An 18098-nucleotide genomic window follows, 5' to 3' on the forward strand; every position below is an offset into this window, starting at 1 on the left:
GCCTTCAAACGGATAGATCAGCTCAGGGCTGGGCGTCGCAAGCGCAAATGATCAAGGCTGAAATCACCAGCGCCAAACACCGCGATTTGCAGGAAACCGCCACAGATCGCCAGGTTTTTGAGGAAGTTGATCGTCTGGCCCTTGTCACCGAAATGCGTGTGGAACAGCAGCGCGGTCAGCAGGGTGAACGCGGCCATCAATAGCGCCACCGGGCGCACGCGATAACCGAGCAGCAAGGCGGTGGCCAGCCCCAATTCGGCGATCAGCGCAATGCCGTAGGCCAATGTGGGGAAGGGTGCGCCGGAGGCGGCGATGTAGCTGATGGTGGCGCCGGGCGCCATGAGCTTGCCGATCCCGCTGTATAAAAACAGCGCGACCAGTAGGGCACGGCCAAGCAGTAGGGTGTAACTCTGGTTTGTACTCATTGTGCGACCTGCAGGTGGTGGGAGGAATTTTCAGCGGATCATTTACCCACCTGCATCACCAGGGAAGGCGTATCTGGTTATTCACACTATTTGCTTTGGTTATAGGTCATTCATTTCAACGCCGGGTCGCCTGGATTCAAGCGTTTCCAAGCCTGTATGACTGTCTGTGCCTTGGGCTCCTGGCCGTTCTCCAAGTAGTACTCTGTCAAACAGGTGGCTTGAAATTGCAGCGATTTTCCCAGAGTTGGCTATACCTACAGCTCAGTGTCTCGACGATGACAGCCAGGGAGTTCAATGATGAAATCAAGGCTAATGATCAGCACGCTGTGCGTTGCAATGGCAATGCTCGGCTGTGCCAGCAAGGTAACGCAACCGGACGAATATTCAGGTTTTCTCTCGGACTACAGCCACCTCAAAGAAGCGAAGTCGCCTTCAGGGGCCGAGGTGATGCGCTGGGTGGATCCCGACTTGAATCTGAATAACTACACCGCAGTGTTTATCGAACCGACGCAGTTCTACCCCAAGCCCCAAGCCACCGCGAAAATTCCGGACAGCACCCTCAACGGCATCAACACCTATTACAACCAGGCGCTCAAGCGTGAGCTGGCCAAGTCGCTGCCGCTGGCCAACGCGCCAGGCCCAGGTGTGATCGTGGTGCGCGCGGCCATTAGCGCCGTCAGCAGCAAGACCGAAAGCCTCAAGCCCTACGAGTACATTCCAGTGGCGTTGGTGGCTGCCGCAGTGAGCACCGGCACCGGCATTCGTGACCAGGAAACCACCCTGGGCACCGAGGCGCAGTTCCTCGACGGTGGCAGCGGCAAGGTGATTGCCCAGGTAGTGCGCAAAGGCACCGGCAAGCCGCTCTCTAACGACTCGCAGGTGATGAAGGCCGATGACGTGAAAAGCGTGATCGACGGCTGGGCGTCGGATTTGCATCAGTCCTATGTGAAGTTCAGGAAGAACTGATTAATGACTGTGGCAAGGGTGCGTCTTTAGGCGCGTGCCCGCGCTTGCGCACGGGCACGCTGCTCTTATCCGGGCATTACTTGAGCGGCGTCAGTGGCGGCAGCTTCCATTGACCATTCCCCACCTCAGGCTTGGGCAGGTAAATCCGCAGTACGGCGTAAAACGGACCGGGCGGGGCTGGCAACCAGTTACTTTGTTCGGCTTTTGGCGGCTCGTGGTGCTGCAAGGCCAAGGTCAGGCCGCCGTCGGCGTCCCGCTTGAGGTTGGGCAGCATCGCTGAGTTGATCAGGTAGCGCTTCTTGAGGTTGGGCGCCAACAGTTTGGTCTTGGCGTCGTACATGGTCAGTGACCAGAAGGCTTCAGCCGGTGGCAGTTGGTCCTTGGCAAAGTGCACGGTGTAGCTGTGGCGTGCGCCGTTGGCCGGTTTGCCTTCGCTGTCGACGAAATAGCTCATGTAGATGGCTTCGTCGGTGGAGTTGCCAAAAATGCCCAGGTTGGCGCCGGCGTAGCGGTACAGGTAGTTGTTTTTCAGGCGGTCACGGCTGCCGAACAGGTCGCTGCTGGTGACTTGGTGAGTGTCGACCTTGTCTTTTTTGAACGCAGCGAACTCGGCCCGGCCATCGGCAATTCCGTCTTCCAGAGCTTTGCGCTGTTCAGCGGTCAAGTCCTTGACCTTGAAGGGTGCGCCGGGCGCGATACCGATCCTGGCAAAACGCGCCATCAGGTCTTTTTCGCTGTCCTGGGGCGCGGCGAAGGCCAGCATGAAGTTCAGGTAACGAAACAGCTGCGGGCCTTCGGTCATGGTCGCCATGGGTTTAGGCCATTCGATCTTCGGCACCTTGGCCGGCGCAGGCTGCTTCACGTAGGCGCTCAGCGGCTGCACTTTGTAGCCATTCTGGATCTGCTTGACCTTGTTCAGGTCCTTTTCATCGAACAACTGCGTGCGGTACAGGGCGTAGGCGATGTTGCTTTCGCTGTAGATCACGCGGTCGATGTCGACCGGTTGCTGACCTTTCCAGTCCGGCCCGGCGATCATGTAGTGGCCACCATTGTTGCCGGTGCTGCGGGTGCCCAGGTAGGCAATGTTCTGGGTGTAGAGATCGATCAACTGCACCGAGTAGTAACGGTTGTCTTCAATCTTGGGCAGGGTCAATACCAATGGCTCTTTGCGCAGGTCCATCCACACGAAGGAGTAGGGCGTGTCCGAGTTCGGGGTGACGAAAGCGGTGTCCCTGGGCGTGAACACCTGGGCGGTATTGCCGATATGGTTGAACGGTGCCTTGTAGTTGGCACCGCCTTTGTCGACGGCCTGGGTGTAGAGCGTCTTGTACATCTCCACTACCGGGTAGCCATACAGGTAGGCTTCCTTGGCAATGGCCCGGGCTTCAGTCGGGGTCGCCGTGAAGTCGGCCCAGGCGCCGGTGCTCATGAGTATCGAGAGGCTCGCCAACAGCAGGCGCGTCGGTTTTCCAATCATGTTGTTGCGTCCTTCCTGAGTGCTTTTTAGAGGGCGTGGGATCAAAGCCCAGAGTTTCCAGTTTTATTTACCGAACGTCACGTTAATCCCTGCAAACAACGTGAACTGAGGTAAACCATCGCCCTTGCGCGCTACTGTCCATTGCGGTTCAGCAGGCTACCGGGCGAGGCGTCGAGGGCGATGGCCGCACCAGGCGCGAGGGGTAAAGCGTCGCAGGTTTCGGGCTCAAACGGTGGCCAACATCGATTTGACCCTGTCACGCAGTTGATCGATGGAGAACGGTTTGGCGATCACCTGCATACCTGCGGGTACGTCGATGTTTTCGGCATAGCCGCTGGCGAACAGGATCGGCAGGCCAGGGCGCAGTTCCCGTACCTTGGTCGCCAACTGCTTGCCGTTCATGTCAGGCAGGCCCACATCGGTCATCATCAGGTCGATAGGCTGACCGGTGTTTTCAACTACCTTGAGGGCCTCGCCGGCATCGGCAGCCTCAAGCACCGAGAACTCCAGCTCTTCGAGTACATCGACGACCAGCATGCGCACGATGGCGTCGTCTTCGACTACAAGGATGGTGGAGGGGGCAGCGCTCATAGGGGGAATTCCTTAGAAATGTAAAGGCAGGTCTCTGGCGGTTGAAAGACCGCTCTTGCTAATGAGTCGCGGCAATCTCGGCAAGTTCCCGCTGCAAGCAGGATATTGTGCAGGCAATAGGCCTCAATGTCTTGCAGGCTAAGAAATCTCTGGCGCGACGGCCGCCAGGAAAGCGGGCCGTCGCGTTGACATCCAGAGGGCTGGGCTTATTACAGCGGCAGGAAGAAATCCGACGGATCAATCTTCAATGACTTGGTGATGCTGTTCAGGTCCGCGCGATCGAAGACCGAAATCTTATACTCCGGCACGCTAGGGTTGTTGCCATAATGCGCCAACAGGTTTTTGGTCCGCCCGCTATTTAGTGTGCTTTCCAGACCGGCTCGCATGGCGGCCTCGTTATCGAAGATTGCCTTACCGAAGTTGGGGTCAAAATAAAACCATTCCTTCTTGCCGTTGGACACTACCACGCCGGCTGTTATGCCATGGCCAGGACCATTGATAAGTAGTGTTTTAGAGCTACTGGCATTCGCCAGTTCTGAAATGAGGGCGGTGTAAGGTACTTGCCTGGACGCCATACCAAGGTGGAACTGGTTCCCTAATGCGTCTTGAAGCCGGTTGAGTTCCTTACGAAACTGCGCCACTGCAGGCGCTTTTTTTGCCCTGGCGGCTTCAAGTGCAGCCAGTTTTGGGCTGGTTTTTTCCAGAATGGCAATCTCGGCAGGGCTTAGGGTCGGTACCATTGCGGTAAACAGGTTTTCAAGCAGAGTGTCTTGTTTGCCTTGTTTAATGGCGGCTGCCATCAGGTTTGACAGTGCTGCACACTCGCCTTCTGACAGCAGGGAAACTTGACTGAGGTAAAAACCCTGCGGAAGTGCTGTGACCTTGCCTCCTGCGGCTGTTACCTCTTCACTGAATACTTTGAAATTTTCCAGGCTGATATTGACTCTTCGATTTTCCATGTACTTGACCAATTGCCCAATTTCTTCGGCGGTTCGTCCGCGTGCTATCACCAGTTCTGCCAATTGATTGTTGGTCAGCGCGCCTGTGAAACCAGTGATAGTTTCTGGTGCTCCGGCGGAATACCCCCTCTTGTACGCATCAGGGTCAGTGATTTTCGCAGCATCGCGTGCTGCATTGAATCGGTCGGGCAGAACCTCCAGCTCATCTATCCGTTTGACCAGACTGCCGAGCGCCTCCGGTGTACGACGTTCTGCCACCGCCAGGCGTTTCAAGTCATCTATGCTCAAAGCTGTGGAGTAACCAAAGATTGAATCTGGCCGTCCTGTGTTTTGACCCCGAATGTAGCTGGTGCGGTCATCAAGTTTAGCTTTGGCGATTGCCGATACAAAGTCCTTGCGAAAGTTGGGATTGGTCGTAGGCGGCGCCACCACGGCACCTATCATCTTACCTAACCAGGTTTCGGTGAAAGACAGTTTAATTTCACCCTCGAGGGCGGCTACCGAGGGCGTAAAACCTTTGAGCGCAGGACCATACGGTCTGTTGGTGGCAGGGTCATAGTTGTACCATTTGCCGTCCCGGAACACGGCACTACCATCGATGCTCTGCTCTGCGACCTTGCAGGTGCCGATTGCCACAATGCCATGGCTTTTACTGGCAGCCTTGAGCAGGTCGTAGCTGCCGCTTGCGCCTCTTAGCATATTCGCCAATTCAACACTCTTGGTGGCTCCCTTGGCGAGCAGCTTTCCACCCCCGGTTAGCAGGCTACCCACTAGACCAGTGGGAAGTGGGTTGAGCGCCTCCAATGTGGACATCCCCAGGAATTTGATAACTTTTGCAGTTTTATGGCTGACGCTCAAGCCTTTACCCAAGGCTTTGGTGGCTTGCGCCGCCTTCCCCGCGCCCAGGGTGACGAATCCCAAAAGATCAAAGGCCAAGTCTCCCACCGCTTCACCGTAGCGACCGTTAGACAAGTTGACGATGGCGGCCCGAAACGGGATCAGATCGAGAAGGAAATTCCCGATGACCTGGTCACCCTTCCGATCTTTGTCGAAGGAGGTCATGCCCCGGCAGTGGTCGAGGAAACTTTCCTTTTCCAGCCCCAGGGCATTGACGTAGAAATCGGCAATGTTATTGGTCCGGTCGCAGTTGTAGCTGTCGGGGATTGCAGGCGTTTCTGGACGCTCGGCGCTATTGGGGGCGGGAGAGCCGCTGAAAGGGTGATACGGCCTCACCATCGATACAATTTTTTCCGATTTTTCGTTTATTGTTTCACGGTGATCGAGCAGTGTAGCCAACCGGTCATTTTGTTTGGCAATTGTCCCCTTAGTGGTGTCAATTTCATAAAGACTGGTCTCCCCCTTGAGAGTGGCTTTGACAATCAGCGTATGCCCGCGCTTCACCAGTTCGAGCGGCTTGCCTTCTGTGCTTTTGTAATCATTGCTGTAGAAATATTCGAGCTTGCCGAATTCAAAGTTTTTGCGATCGGCCAATGGCAATTGGGAGATCAGGTGTTTGACCATTCCATGGTGGCCTTCTTTTTGCGCCTTTATCGACGACTCGAACTGGGCCTTGAAAACTTCGGGTGCGTGTAACCTATCGGAGCGTGCGAACGCGTTGAACGCATCAATGGGAACACGGCGGTCATTGGTGATCCATTTGTATGTTTCCCCTAGTTTTTCCCCTTCCATCACAATATCGAGCATCGATCGTAATCTTGGATCGCCTGCGCGCGCGCGGCCTGTGTATTGCTTGGCCAGCACTTGAGCTTCAAAAAACGCTGGGTCAAGATCCGGAAACTCTGTTCTGAGGCAATTGAGCGCAATCTCTTTTCGAGAGGCCAATGGCGTGTATAAACCCGTAGAAGTCTGCGCCAGCGCCTGCAGCCGGCTGTTGTAGGCCACTCTGACCTGCTCCATTTCAGTCTCTGCAGGTTCAGGAGTTGAGGGCACCAATACGCCATCGATCGGAGTCCAGGTGGTTTGCAAGATCGGCAGCAAACCATTGGCCAATCCCCACTCTTTCAGGGCTTCGCGCTGGGCAACTTGAACGTCGATATTGTTGGCCGGTATGGACTCCGCGCTGGCAATCACCTCGGCATAGGTCATGCCAGGTACCCGGCCAGGCGTCTGGGCTTCGATCTTGGCTGCCGCTATTGTCAATTGCCCCCAGAGAACACCGCCAACTTTCACGTTCGGGGGAATATCCTTGATCAGTAAGTGCGGGGCTCGGCTCGCCAATAGCACATGAGTTGCAAGTTTAGCCGTTGACTCTGACGCCAGACCTTCCTTGATCAGATACTTGCTCAGGTGCTCGGCCACCAGCGAGGGTGGTTGTCCCCAATACACCGGGGAGTCGAGATAGACATCACCGATTTTTTTGGGTTCTGGATAAAAAAGACCACCCAAGTCGAGCCCGTCGTTTATAGCGGTCAACAGGTAGTCATAAATACTGGTGGCTGTGGACACACCCTTGAGGTGTGTCTGTAACGCCTGCCCCAATGCCTGGGCCCTGGGGGTATCGAATAATTTTTGTAGCGCCGCTTGAGGGGCGCCCTGCAAGTCACTGTGCGTGACCGAACTGCCTTGCAACAAGTAGTGCAGCGTGCCGTTGGTATGTGTCGCCCGCAACGGCAAGCCAGGCAAGCCGCTTTTACCGGATAACAGGAACGAACGAATACTCTTCCTTTCTTCTTGCGACATCGGAATGGGCCAGGACAGTCCACCGCCCAAGTTTCCCAGCACCGGAATTGAAGCCCTTTGCTCAATTTGCTTGGCCAGCGCAGCGACTTGATCGGCGGTAACCGGCAGTTCATAACCCAGATCGGTAATGACGGTCGCTAATGTCGGCGGTGTGGAACGGGTCAAGGCGTAGGTGGAACCTACGAAAGGCGTGTCAATTTGGCTTTTTAGAGCGCTTGAAATTTGGTCTGGGGTAAGGGGCTCGCCATTATTCTGAGTACCCATGAGCTTAAGCTGGTCGACCAAATTGAAAAGATTCTGCTGGTCTGCCTGTAACTGTTTTACGGGCTTGGTTAGTGTTCTTGGGACTAGGGGCGTGTTTTGAGCTTCTGGATTTGTTGATGCCTGGGGGGCAAGCTCAGGCGTGTTCTGGCCGACGGTGACGGTTATGGTTTGTTGAGTAACACTGGAAATGCTCATTTAACTTACCTTGCTGGTTCATAAAAGACGCCTTCCCAAAGGTCTTCCGTGTTCCTGAGGCGCAGTGTTGAGTGCGATCGCAATGAAGGTTCGTTCCACCTGGGTTGTAGGCGTATGTTTGCAGTTGTGTAAAAGAGCTGAAAAAACCAGTGCTGGAAACGCCTGATACCTACACGCAGCGGGTAGGTTTTTGCGTCAAATCAACGCACAAACATAGCCCTGGCCATCGTTATTCGGGCAAACTCCCCCTTTTTCCGCACTTGGCCAAGGCATGCCCATGACTCCCGCGTCGTCCGTCGATGAAAAGAGCTTCCGTACCCTGCTGAGCCGTAACGTGGCGTTGCCGTTGGGCGTCGGCGTACTCAGCGCGGTGTTTTTCGTCTGCCTGATCACTTATTTGCTGTCGGTGATTCAGTGGGTGGAGCACACCGACCGGGTCATCAATAACCTCAATGAGTCGTCCAAGCTAACGGTGGACCTGGAAACCGGCTTGCGCGGCTTCTTGATCACCGGCGACGAGCATTTCCTCGACCCTTACGAAGTGGCCAAGCCGCGGATCATTGGTGATTTGCGCAACCTGCAGGAGCTGGTGGCGGACAATCCGCAGCAGGTCGATCGCCTCAAGCGCCTGGAGGCGATGCAATACGAGTGGAACAAGTACGCCCAGTCGATGATCGACTTGCAGCGCAGCAGCGGTGACTACCGTGCGGCGGTGAAGGCCGGCCGGGGCAAGAGCCTGACCGACGCGATCCGCAACGAATACACGGATGCAGTGGCGATGGAGCAAGCGTTCCGTGTCAGCCGCAATGCCGACGTGACCCGCACAACGATCATCAGCGTCACCTCGTACCTGGCTTTCGTGCTTGGGTTGAGCGGTTTTCTGGCCTATATCGGCAGAAAGAATTTAATTGCACTTTCAGATAGTTACAGCGCAAACCTCGCGTCACAACAGAAGATCGCGCGGCGCCTGGAGCAGCAGGCCTGGTTGCGTAATGGCCAGACCGAACTGGCCGAACAGGTGCTCGGCCAACTGACTCTGAACATGCTCGGCCGCAATATTCTGCAGTTTTTTGCCCAATACATGGGTTCGGCGGTCGCGGCGCTGTATGTGCGTGAAGAACACGGCGGGCTCAAGCGTGTGGCCACCTACGGTTTCTCCCGTGAGCAGGAACAAAAAGAGCAGGCGATCTACAACGACGAGGGCATCGTCGGTCAGGCGGCCCAGCTTGATCGCTCGATTCGCCTGGACGATGTGCCGGTGGATTATTTCAAGGTCAGTTCCGGCTTGGGCGAAGGTGCGACCCGCAGCGTGTTGGTGGTACCGACCAGCGACGATGGTCGCGTCAACGGTGTGATCGAACTCGGCTTCCTGCGCCCGTTGGATGAGCGCGACGTCGAGTTGCTGGAGCTGATCGCCGGCAATATCGGCACCTCCATCGAAGCCGCCCGCTATCGCCAGCGCCTGCAGGAAGTGCTGGCCGAGACCCAGCAGCTCAACGAAGAGCTGCAAGTGCAGCAAGAAGAACTCAAAACCGCCAACGAAGAGCTCGAAGAACAGTCGCGCATCCTCAAGGAGTCCCAGGCCCACCTGGAAACCCAGCAGGCTGAGCTTGAGCAAACCAACGAGCAACTGGCCGAGCAGACCCAGACCCTGGCCGAACAGCGCGACGCCATGGACCGCAAGAACGTTCAGCTGAACCAGGCCCAGCTGGAGCTGGAAGACCGCGCCGATGAGCTGCAGCGCTCCAGCAAGTACAAGTCCGAATTCCTCGCCAATATGTCCCATGAGCTGCGCACGCCGCTCAACAGCTCGTTGATCCTGGCCAAGTTGCTGGCCGAGAACCCCCAGGAAAACCTCAGCGCCGAACAGGTCAAGTTTGCCGAGTCGATCTATTCGGCGGGCAATGACCTGCTGAACCTGATCAACGACATCCTGGATATTTCCAAGGTCGAAGCCGGCAAGCTGGAAATGCGCCCGGAAAATTCCAGCGTGGCGCGCCTGGTCGATGGCCTGCGCGGGATGTTCGAGCCGCTGGCCGCTGACCGCAAGCTGGGCTTCCAGGTGGACATTCAAGCGGATGCGCCGCCGATGCTGTTCACCGACCGCCAGCGCCTGGAGCAGATCCTCAAGAACCTGCTGTCCAACGCGGTCAAGTTTACCGAGGCCGGTGATGTGAGCCTTTCGGTATCCCGTGCGCCAGGCGAGGGCATTGCCTTTACCGTGCGCGATTCGGGCATCGGCATCGCGCTGGACCAGCAGGAAAGCATCTTCGAAGCCTTCCGCCAGGCCGATGGCACCACCAACCGCCGTTACGGCGGCACCGGCCTGGGCCTGTCGATCTCGCGTGACCTGGCGACCTTGCTCGGCGGCTACATCAGCGTGACCAGCGAGCCGGGCAAGGGCAGCGTGTTCACCCTGGTGCTGCCGGAGCAGTATGTAGAACGTGAGGAGGGCGCCGCGCCGGTCGAGGCGCCACGCCAGGTTGTGGCGGCGCCTGCGCCCAAGCCCATCGCGATCTCGCCGTTGCCGGTGGCTGACGCCAAACAGATCCCGCGCTTTGCCGATGACCGTGACAAGGCGCCGTTCGCCACCCGCTGCATCCTGGTGGTGGAAGATGAACCCAATTTTGCCCGCATCCTCTTCGACCTCGCCCACGAACTGGGCTACCACTGCCTGGTCGCCCACGGCGCAGACGAAGGCTATAGCCTGGCCGAGGAGTACATCCCGGACGCGATCCTGCTGGACATGCGCCTGCCTGACCACTCCGGGCTGACCGTGCTGCAACGCCTCAAGGAACACGCCAATACCCGTCACATTCCGGTGCATGTGATCTCCGTCGAAGACCGCGTCGAAGCGGCCATGCACATGGGCGCCATCGGTTATGCGGTGAAGCCGACCACCCGCGAAGAGCTCAAGGACGTGTTTGCGCGCCTGGAAGCCAAGCTGACCCAAAAGGTCAAGCGCGTGCTGCTGGTGGAAGACGATGACCTGCAGCGCGACAGCATTGCCCGCCTGATCGGCGACGATGACATCGAAATCACCGACGTCGGCTACGCCCAGGCCGCACTGGACTTGCTGCGAACCAACATTTACGACTGCATGATCATCGACCTCAAGCTGCCGGACATGCTCGGCAACGAGCTGCTCAAGCGCATGGCCACCGAGGATATCTGTTCGTTCCCGCCGGTGATCGTCTACACCGGGCGCAACCTGACCCGCGACGAAGAGGCCGAGCTGCGCAAATACTCGCGCTCGATCATCATCAAAGGCGCGCGCTCACCTGAACGCTTGCTGGACGAAGTGACGCTGTTTCTGCACAAAGTCGAATCCCAGCTGTCCCATGACCGCCAGAAGATGCTCAAGACCGCCCGCAGCCGCGACAAGGTCTTCGAGGGGCGCAAGATCCTGTTGGTGGACGACGATGTGCGCAACATCTTCGCCCTGACCAGCGCCCTGGAGCACAAAGGCGCCGTGGTGGTGATCGGCCGTAATGGCCGTGAAGCCATCGACAAACTCAATGAAGTCGACGATATCGATCTGGTGCTGATGGACGTGATGATGCCGGAGATGGATGGTTACGAGGCGACAGCCTTGATCCGCCAGGACCCGCGCTGGAAGAAACTGCCGATTATTGCGGTGACGGCCAAGGCCATGAAGGACGATCAGGAACGCTGCCTGGCGGCGGGTTCCAACGATTACCTGGCCAAGCCGATCGATCTGGACCGGCTGTTCTCGCTGATTCGCGTATGGCTACCGAAGATGGAACGTATTTAAGTGGAGCGAAGTTTTTTGGATAAAAGCAGCGATATTGAGCTGCGCCTGCTGATCGAGGCGATTTACCTCAAGTACAGCTATGACTTTCGCGACTATTCCGGTGCGTCGGTCAAACGTCGCGTGGCGCATGCCTTGCGCCAGTTTGACTGCGCCACCATTTCGGCGTTGCAGGAGCGTGTGCTGCACGACCCGGCCGCTTTCATGCAGTTATTGCAGTTTCTGACGATCCCGGTGAGCGAGATGTTTCGCGACCCGTCGCACTTTCTGGCGATTCGCCGGGAAGTGGTGCCGCTGCTCAAGACCTACCCGTCGATCAAAATCTGGATTGCCGGCTGCAGCACGGGCGAGGAGGTGTACTCCATGGCCATCCTGCTGCGTGAAGAGGGCCTGCTTGAACGCACGATCATCTACGCCACGGACATCAACCCGGCCTCCCTGGACAAAGCCAAGCAAGGGATCTTTTCCCTGGAGAACGTGCGTGCGTACACCGCCAATTATCAGCAGGCCGGTGGCCAACGTTCATTTGCCGACTACTACACGGCGGCTTACGATTACGCGATCTTCGACAAGACGTTGCGTGAGAACGTGACGTTTGCCGACCATAGCTTGGCGACGGATAGCGTATTCTCAGAAACTCAATTAATTTCATGTCGTAACGTATTGATTTACTTCAATAAGAAACTACAAGATCGGGCGTTTGGGTTGTTTCATGAGTCGCTGTGCCATCGCGGTTTTCTGGTGCTGGGCAGTAAGGAAACCCTGGATTTTTCCGCCTACAGCAAGCAATTCGAACCTTTGGTCAAACAGGAACGGATCTACCGAAAATCATGAGCGACGCCGCAACCCAGCCCTCTCGCGCAATTGAAGCTATCGTCGTCGGCGCCTCCGCCGGCGGCGTTGAGGCGTTGCTGAGTATTTTTAGCGGGTTGCCGGACACATTCGGCTTGCCGATCATTGCGGTATTGCACCTGCCGGACGAGCGCCGCAGCCAATTGTCCGAAGTCTTTGCGCGGCGCTTGAGTATTCCGGTGCAGGAAGCGCGCGACAAGGAAATGATTGCACCAGGCACCCTGTATTTTGCCGGCCCCGGTTATCACCTGTCGGTGGAAAACGATCGCAGCCTGTCGATGAGCCAGGAAGACCGCGTGCACCATTCCCGGCCCGCCATCGATTACCTGTTCGCCTCGGCGGCCGATGCCTATGGCAAGGGCCTGCTGGCGATCCTGCTGACCGGCGCCAACCAGGACGGCGCGCGCGGCCTTGCCCATGTCAAACAATCGGGTGGCACCACCGTGGTCCAAGACCCCACAGAAGCACGCATCGCCGTGATGCCCCTGGCGGCGCTGGCCTTGCACACACCCGATCATATTCTCACCTTGAGCCAGATTGGCTCATTGCTGGCTTCCCTGGAATCTTCCCCATGTTAAGTACTGTCCAGGCCAAACTGCTGATCGTCGACGATCTGCCGGAAAACCTGCTGGCCCTCGAAGCGCTGATCAAGCGCGAGGATCGCCAGGTCTTCAAGGCCTTGAGCGCCGACGAGGCCTTGTCACTGTTGCTGGAGCATGAGTTCGCCATGGCGATTCTCGATGTGCAGATGCCCGGCATGAACGGTTTCGAGCTGGCCGAACTGATGCGCGGCACCGAAAAGACCAAGAATATCCCGATTGTGTTCGTCAGCGCCGCCGGCCGCGAGCTCAACTACGCCTTCAAAGGCTATGAAAGCGGTGCGGTGGATTTCTTGCACAAGCCGCTGGATATCCACGCGGTCAAGAGCAAGGTCAATGTGTTCGTCGACCTGTACCGCCAGAGCAAGGCCATGAAACAGCAGGTCGAAGCCCTGGAGCGCAGCCGCCGCGAGCAGGAGCTGCTGCTGACGCGCCTGCAGGCCACCCAGGCCGAGCTTGAGCAGGCCGTGCGCATGCGTGACGACTTCATGTCGATTGTCGCCCACGAAGTGCGTACACCGCTCAATGGGCTGATCCTCGAGACCCAGCTGCGCAAGATGCACCTGGCGCGCGACAACGCCGCCGCCTTCACCCTGGACAAGATGCACGCCATGGTCGACCGCGATGAGCGCCAGATTCAAAGCCTGATCCGCCTGATCGAAGACATGCTCGACGTGTCGCGCATTCGCACCGGCAAACTCTCGATTCGCCCGGCGCGCTTTGACCTGGCGCAGTTGGTGCGCAACCTGGTGCAAAACTTCGCTCCGCAAGTGGCATCCACCGGCTCAACCATGCACCTGGTGGCCAATGAAGCGGTGGAGGGCAACTGGGACGAGTTCCGTATCGAGCAAGTGGTCACCAACCTGCTGACCAACGCCCTGCGTTATGGGGCCAAGAGCCCGGTGGACGTGCGCGTATACACCGAACACGGTGAGGCGCGGGTCGAGGTGCGTGACCGTGGCATTGGCATCAGCGCAGACAACCAGAAGCGTATTTTCCAGCAATTCGAGCGTGTTTCGGCCAGCCACGTCGCAGCAGGCCTGGGCCTGGGCTTGTTTATTTCCGAGCAGATCGTGACCGCCCATGGCGGCACCATCGAGGTCGAAAGCCAGATAGGCGAGGGCGCGTTGTTCAGGGTGTGCCTGCCACTGGGCGAGCCGCAATGAAATCAATCGTCACCTCGACGCAACCTCTGCGTGACCCCATGGTCGTACTTGCAGCAATTGACCGGACAAAGGCTTCCCATGAGTGAAGATGCACAAGATGTCGTACTGATCGTCGAAGACGACGAATCCATTATGTTCGTGCTCGGCGAATACCTGGCGGGCCTGGGCTACCGGGTGCTGAAGGCGATCGATGGGGAGCAGGCCTTCGAGATTCTCGCCACCAAGCCGCACCTGGACCTGATGGTCACGGACTACCGCCTGCCGGGCGGGATTTCCGGGGTGCAGATCGCTGAGCCTGCGATCAAGCTGCGACCTGAATTGAAAGTGATCTTTATCAGCGGTTACCCGCAGGAAATAGTCGACTGCAATAGCCCGATCACGCGCAACGCGCCGATCCTGGCCAAGCCGTTTGATCTGGATACCTTGCAAGAGCATATCCAGCGCCTGCTGGCCTGAAAGCGCCAGGGCTGCCTCGCAGCAGCCCTATTGCTTGATCATCTCGCGCACCTTGGCGGTCAGCAGGTCGAAGGTGAACGGCTTGGTGATCAGCTGCATCCCCGGGTCCAGAAACCCACCGCGCACCGCCGCGTGCTCGGCGTAACCAGTGATAAACAATACCTTCAGATCCGGGCGCAATTGCCGCCCGATTTCTGCCAGTTGGCGCCCGTTCATGCCGGGCAAGCCCACATCGCTGATTAACAGGTCAATGCGCTGATCTGACTGGATAATCGGCACCGCCGTGTTGGCATCACCCGCCTCGACAAAGGCATAGCCCAACTCCTTGAGCACCACGCTGACCAGTACGCGCACGGCTGGATCATCCTCGACGATCAGGACTGTCTCGCCTGCATTGGCGAACGGCAGCAGTGCCGGGTTGACGGCAACGTCCGCGATGCGTTCACCCATAAAACGCGGCAGGAACAGGCTGACAGTGGTGCCCTTGCCAACCTCGCTGTGGATGGTCACATGCCCATGGGATTGGCGGGCAAAGCCGTAGATCATCGACAGGCCCAGGCCGGTGCCCTGGCCGATCGGCTTGGTGGTGAAGAACGGGTCGAAGACACGGCCCAGCAAGCTTTCCGGAATACCGCAGCCGGTGTCACTGACGCTCAGTTCCACGTAATCACCAGGCAGCAAGGTGCCATAGGCGGCGGTGAACACGTTGTCCAGGTGGCGGTTGGTGGTCTCCACGGTGAGGCTGCCACCCGTGGGCATGGCATCGCGCGCGTTGATCACCAGGTTGAGCAGGGCGCTCTCCAGCTGATTGGGGTCGGCCTCGGCGGTCCACAGTTCAGCGGTGAGGCGCATGTCCAAGGCAATGCTTTCGTTGATACTGCGTTGCAACAGTTCGCCCATGGAGCTGACCAACTGATTGATCTCTACGGGCTTTGAGTCCAGCGACTGGCGACGTGAGAAGGCAAGCAGGCGATGGGTCAGGCCGGCGGCGCGGTTGGCCGAGGTCACACCCAGGTCAATCAGACTGTCCAGATCGTCCAGTTTCCCACGGGCAACCCGCCTGCGCAGCAACTCCAGGCTGCCGATAATGCCGGTAAGCATGTTATTGAAGTCGTGGGCGATACCGCCGGTCAACTGGCCGACAGCCTCCATTTTCTGAGACTGGCGCAGAGCTTCTTCGTTGTTGCGCAGTTGCGCCGTGCGCTCTTCAACCTGCTGCTCAAGGGTCTCCAGGGTGCTTTGCAGGCGCCGTTCGCTTTCGCTCAAATCAACCAGGCGGTCACGGGCCTCATATTGACGGCGTCGCCCACGCAGCGCGGCGCTCACCAGGCTGATCAGGGTTACCGGATGGAAAGGGCGCTCCAGGAAGGTCACGTTGCCCAGCAGGCCACTCAGGTGGGATGAGCCATTTTGCTCACTGCCGCCATGGTGAGTCATCAGCACGATGGGCAAGTCGGACCAGGCCGGTTGCTCGTGGAGGTAGTGCAACAGAGGTTCCATATCCACACCGCGCAGGGCTTCGGCGGCAATCACCAACATGCCGACGCCTTGCTCAAGTGCTTGGCAGAGTTCAGTCAGGTTAGCGGCAACCATGCCGGTGTAGCCGGCTTCATTAAGCATCATCAGCGCCAGGGAGCCGTCACGGCCCAATGGCGCGAGGATGATTGCGCGCTCGGAGACGGGAGTAAGGCCGGTCACACGCCCTCTTCCTTGAGCAGTGGGGAACCGGCGCCCATATAGGTTGGGATACCGCGTAGTACGCCCTGGAAGTTGTCCAGAGGCTCGCCCACCGTCAGGCCATTGCTGGCGATGCGGTATTCGCGAATGGTCGATTCGTGGGTGCCGGTGCGTTTCTTGATGATCGAGATGGCACGGCGCACCTTGCCGAGGGCTTCGAAGTAACGCAACAGGATCACGGTATCGGCCAGGTAGGTAATGTCGACGGGGGCTTGCATGTCGCCCACGAGCCCATGTTGAGCCACCGTCATGAACGTCGCCGCGCCGCGACGGTTCAGGTACAGCAGCAGCTCATGCATATGCAGGATCAACGCGTTTTCTTCAGGCATCGCCGCCTGGTAACCGTTGATACTGTCGATGACTACGGTTTTGATCCCACGTTCATCGACGCAACGCCTGACTCGGTGGGAGAACTCGCCAGGCGACAGCTCTGCCGCGTCCACTTGCTCGATCAGCAAGTTGCCGGTGTCTTGCAGCGCGGCAAGGTCAATACCCATGTTTTTCATGCGCTCGAACAACAGGCCCAGCTCTTCATCAAAAATAAACAGCGCGGCTTTTTCGCCACGCGCCACGGCGGCGGCGGCAAAGATCATCGAGATCAAGGATTTGCCGGTGCCGGCGGGGCCGAGTATCAGCGTGCTGGAGCCGGTTTCTACGCCGCCGCCCATCAAGGCGTCCATTTCACGGATGCCACTGCTCAAGGTCTGACGCACGTAGCCACCACGATGCTCGGCGGCCACCAGGCGTGGGAACACGTGGATGCCATCCTGCATGATGGTGAAGTCGTGAAAGCCGCCACGGTATTTCTGGCCACGGTACTTCACCACACGGATGCGGCGGCGTTCAGCGCCGTAGTTGGGCGTCAGTTCTTCCAGGCGAATCACGCCATGGGCCACGCTGTGCACGGTTTTATCCAGGGATTCGGTGGTCAGGTCGTCAAGCAGCAGGACGGTGGCGTCATAGCGCACAAAGTAGTGCTTGATCGCCAGGATCTGGCGGCGGTAGCGCAGCGAGCTTTGCGCCAGCAGGCGGATTTCCGAAAGGCTGTCGATCACCACTCGGGTCGGCTTGACGCGTTCCACTACCTCGAAAATCTGCCGGGTGGCTTCACCCAGTTCCAGGTCGGAGGAGTACAGCAGGCTTTGCTGGTGTTCGGCGTTGAGCAGGCTTTCTGGTGGGGTCAGTTCGAAGATGTGAATGTTGTTGTCCAGGTCCCAGCCGTGGGACTTGGCGCCCTGGCGCAACTCGCGTTCGGTTTCTGACAGGGTGATGTATAGGGATCGCTCACCGTTTTTCGCGCCGGCTTGCAGGAAGTGCAGCGCCACGGTGGTTTTCCCGGTGCCGGGTTCGCCTTCCAGCAGGAACAGGTGGCTGCGCGATAGCCCCCCGGAAAGAATGTCGTCAAGACCTTCGATGCCGGTGGCCGCCTTTTCACTGAACAGCTCTTTGAATGTAGACAAGAAGTGCCCTCGGGTCACGTACAAGTAAAGGGAGGCGCGTCGGCTTGGGCGCGCCATATTTACTTGACCGTGGCGGGTTGTGGCGGTTCAACCTGTCGCGTAAATCGTTGGATGGGTCGTTGGTGTGTATATCCGTTCCTGCGGTAACGGCGGCTTAGGGTTCCGCCCTTACGGCGGGTCACTTTTGCAAGGACGGAATGCCGGCCCAGTCAAAAGTAACCAAAAGGTCCTCGCCCCACCACTCGGCACCTCGCTTGGGCTCGGTGTGCCAGAACGAAGGCCATCGTGGTTAACGGGGCGTCTCAGATCAAGATCAAGATCTACAGCACGGCGGCCTGAAAGCCGACCTGAGTGGTTGAATCAAAAGCCAGATCAAGTGCAAAGCAACAGCAACCTGATGCAAAGCGGTCTAAATGTGGGAGCGGGCTTGCTCGCGAATGCGGTGGGTCAGTCAATTCATCTGTCACTGACCCAACGCA

Annotated in this window: 12 protein-coding genes; 6 read left to right on the top strand and 6 right to left on the bottom strand. The window is 58.0% G+C overall.

Translation table 11 applies throughout. The features are described from left to right. Positions 1–17: 17 nt before the first annotated feature. Positions 18–425 (bottom strand): DoxX family protein, encoded by a 408-nt coding sequence (locus ACTD9P_RS17170; protein ID WP_438868631.1) that lies wholly within the window; start codon positions 423–425, stop codon positions 18–20. Between the two features lie 297 nt (positions 426–722). Between ACTD9P_RS17170 and ACTD9P_RS17175 the strand changes: the two genes are divergently transcribed. After that, entirely contained in the window at positions 723–1391 is a 669-nt protein-coding gene (locus ACTD9P_RS17175) for a DUF3313 domain-containing protein (protein ID WP_438868632.1), read from the top strand. 76 nt (positions 1392–1467) lie between these two features. On the opposite strand, the gene ACTD9P_RS17180 is transcribed toward ACTD9P_RS17175, so the two are convergent. The 3 genes from ACTD9P_RS17180 to ACTD9P_RS17190 form a co-directional block, all read right to left on the bottom strand. Next, positions 1468–2868: a DUF1254 domain-containing protein gene (locus ACTD9P_RS17180; RefSeq protein WP_438868633.1), complete on the bottom strand. Its 1401-nt coding sequence runs from the start codon at positions 2866–2868 to the stop codon at positions 1468–1470. Positions 2869–3093: 225 nt separating this feature from the next. Continuing rightward, entirely contained in the window at positions 3094–3459 is a 366-nt protein-coding gene (locus ACTD9P_RS17185) for a response regulator (protein ID WP_438868634.1), read from the bottom strand. Between the two features lie 209 nt (positions 3460–3668). Continuing rightward, positions 3669–7577, bottom strand: a complete 3909-nt coding sequence (locus ACTD9P_RS17190) for an Mcf1 protease effector domain-containing protein (RefSeq protein WP_438868635.1) — start codon at positions 7575–7577, stop codon at positions 3669–3671. 277 nt (positions 7578–7854) lie between these two features. Between ACTD9P_RS17190 and ACTD9P_RS17195 the strand changes: the two genes are divergently transcribed. The 5 genes from ACTD9P_RS17195 to ACTD9P_RS17215 all read left to right on the top strand — a co-directional run bounded on the left by ACTD9P_RS17195 (position 7855) and on the right by ACTD9P_RS17215 (position 14422). After that, positions 7855–11352 carry a response regulator gene (locus ACTD9P_RS17195; protein ID WP_438868636.1) on the top strand — a complete coding sequence of 1166 codons (3498 nt, stop codon included), beginning with the start codon at positions 7855–7857 and terminating at the stop codon, positions 11350–11352. After that, entirely contained in the window at positions 11353–12183 is an 831-nt protein-coding gene (locus ACTD9P_RS17200; protein ID WP_438868637.1) for a CheR family methyltransferase, read from the top strand. After that, on the top strand, positions 12180–12779 hold the full coding sequence (locus ACTD9P_RS17205) for a chemotaxis protein CheB (protein ID WP_438868638.1): 600 nt from the start codon (positions 12180–12182) through the stop codon (positions 12777–12779). Before ACTD9P_RS17200 ends, ACTD9P_RS17205 begins: the two co-directional genes overlap by 4 nt. Beyond that, positions 12773–13966, top strand: a complete 1194-nt coding sequence (locus tag ACTD9P_RS17210; protein ID WP_438868639.1) for a hybrid sensor histidine kinase/response regulator — start codon at positions 12773–12775, stop codon at positions 13964–13966. The genes ACTD9P_RS17205 and ACTD9P_RS17210 overlap by 7 nt, the downstream gene beginning before the upstream one ends. 78 nt (positions 13967–14044) lie before the next feature. Then, complete coding sequence (locus tag ACTD9P_RS17215) at positions 14045–14422, top strand: response regulator (RefSeq protein ID WP_438868640.1); 378 nt, start codon at positions 14045–14047, stop codon at positions 14420–14422. A 27-nt stretch (positions 14423–14449) separates the two neighbouring features. Here the strand turns inward: ACTD9P_RS17215 and ACTD9P_RS17220 are convergent, their stop codons facing one another. Then, positions 14450–16120: an ATP-binding protein gene (locus ACTD9P_RS17220; protein WP_438868641.1), complete on the bottom strand. Its 1671-nt coding sequence runs from the start codon at positions 16118–16120 to the stop codon at positions 14450–14452. After that, the gene (locus ACTD9P_RS17225) at positions 16117–17619 is read right to left on the bottom strand and encodes an ATPase domain-containing protein (protein WP_438868642.1); all 1503 of its coding nucleotides are present in this window, start codon (positions 17617–17619) and stop codon (positions 16117–16119) included. The genes ACTD9P_RS17220 and ACTD9P_RS17225 overlap by 4 nt, the downstream gene beginning before the upstream one ends. Between the last annotated feature and the right edge of the window lie 479 nt (positions 17620–18098).

The organism is Pseudomonas onubensis (assembly GCF_965653655.1).
Taxonomy (GTDB): domain Bacteria; phylum Pseudomonadota; class Gammaproteobacteria; order Pseudomonadales; family Pseudomonadaceae; genus Aquipseudomonas.

Coding starts and splice junctions, on each gene's coding strand:
- ACTD9P_RS17170 (WP_438868631.1), bottom strand. CDS start 425: ATGAGTACAAACCAGAGTTACACCCTACTGCTTGGCCGTGCCCTACTG.
- ACTD9P_RS17205 (WP_438868638.1), top strand. CDS start 12,180: ATGAGCGACGCCGCAACCCAGCCCTCTCGCGCAATTGAAGCTATCGTC.
- ACTD9P_RS17180 (WP_438868633.1), bottom strand. CDS start 2,868: ATGATTGGAAAACCGACGCGCCTGCTGTTGGCGAGCCTCTCGATACTC.
- ACTD9P_RS17190 (WP_438868635.1), bottom strand. CDS start 7,577: ATGAGCATTTCCAGTGTTACTCAACAAACCATAACCGTCACCGTCGGC.
- ACTD9P_RS17215 (WP_438868640.1), top strand. CDS start 14,045: ATGAGTGAAGATGCACAAGATGTCGTACTGATCGTCGAAGACGACGAA.
- ACTD9P_RS17210 (WP_438868639.1), top strand. CDS start 12,773: ATGTTAAGTACTGTCCAGGCCAAACTGCTGATCGTCGACGATCTGCCG.
- ACTD9P_RS17175 (WP_438868632.1), top strand. CDS start 723: ATGAAATCAAGGCTAATGATCAGCACGCTGTGCGTTGCAATGGCAATG.
- ACTD9P_RS17195 (WP_438868636.1), top strand. CDS start 7,855: ATGACTCCCGCGTCGTCCGTCGATGAAAAGAGCTTCCGTACCCTGCTG.
- ACTD9P_RS17185 (WP_438868634.1), bottom strand. CDS start 3,459: ATGAGCGCTGCCCCCTCCACCATCCTTGTAGTCGAAGACGACGCCATC.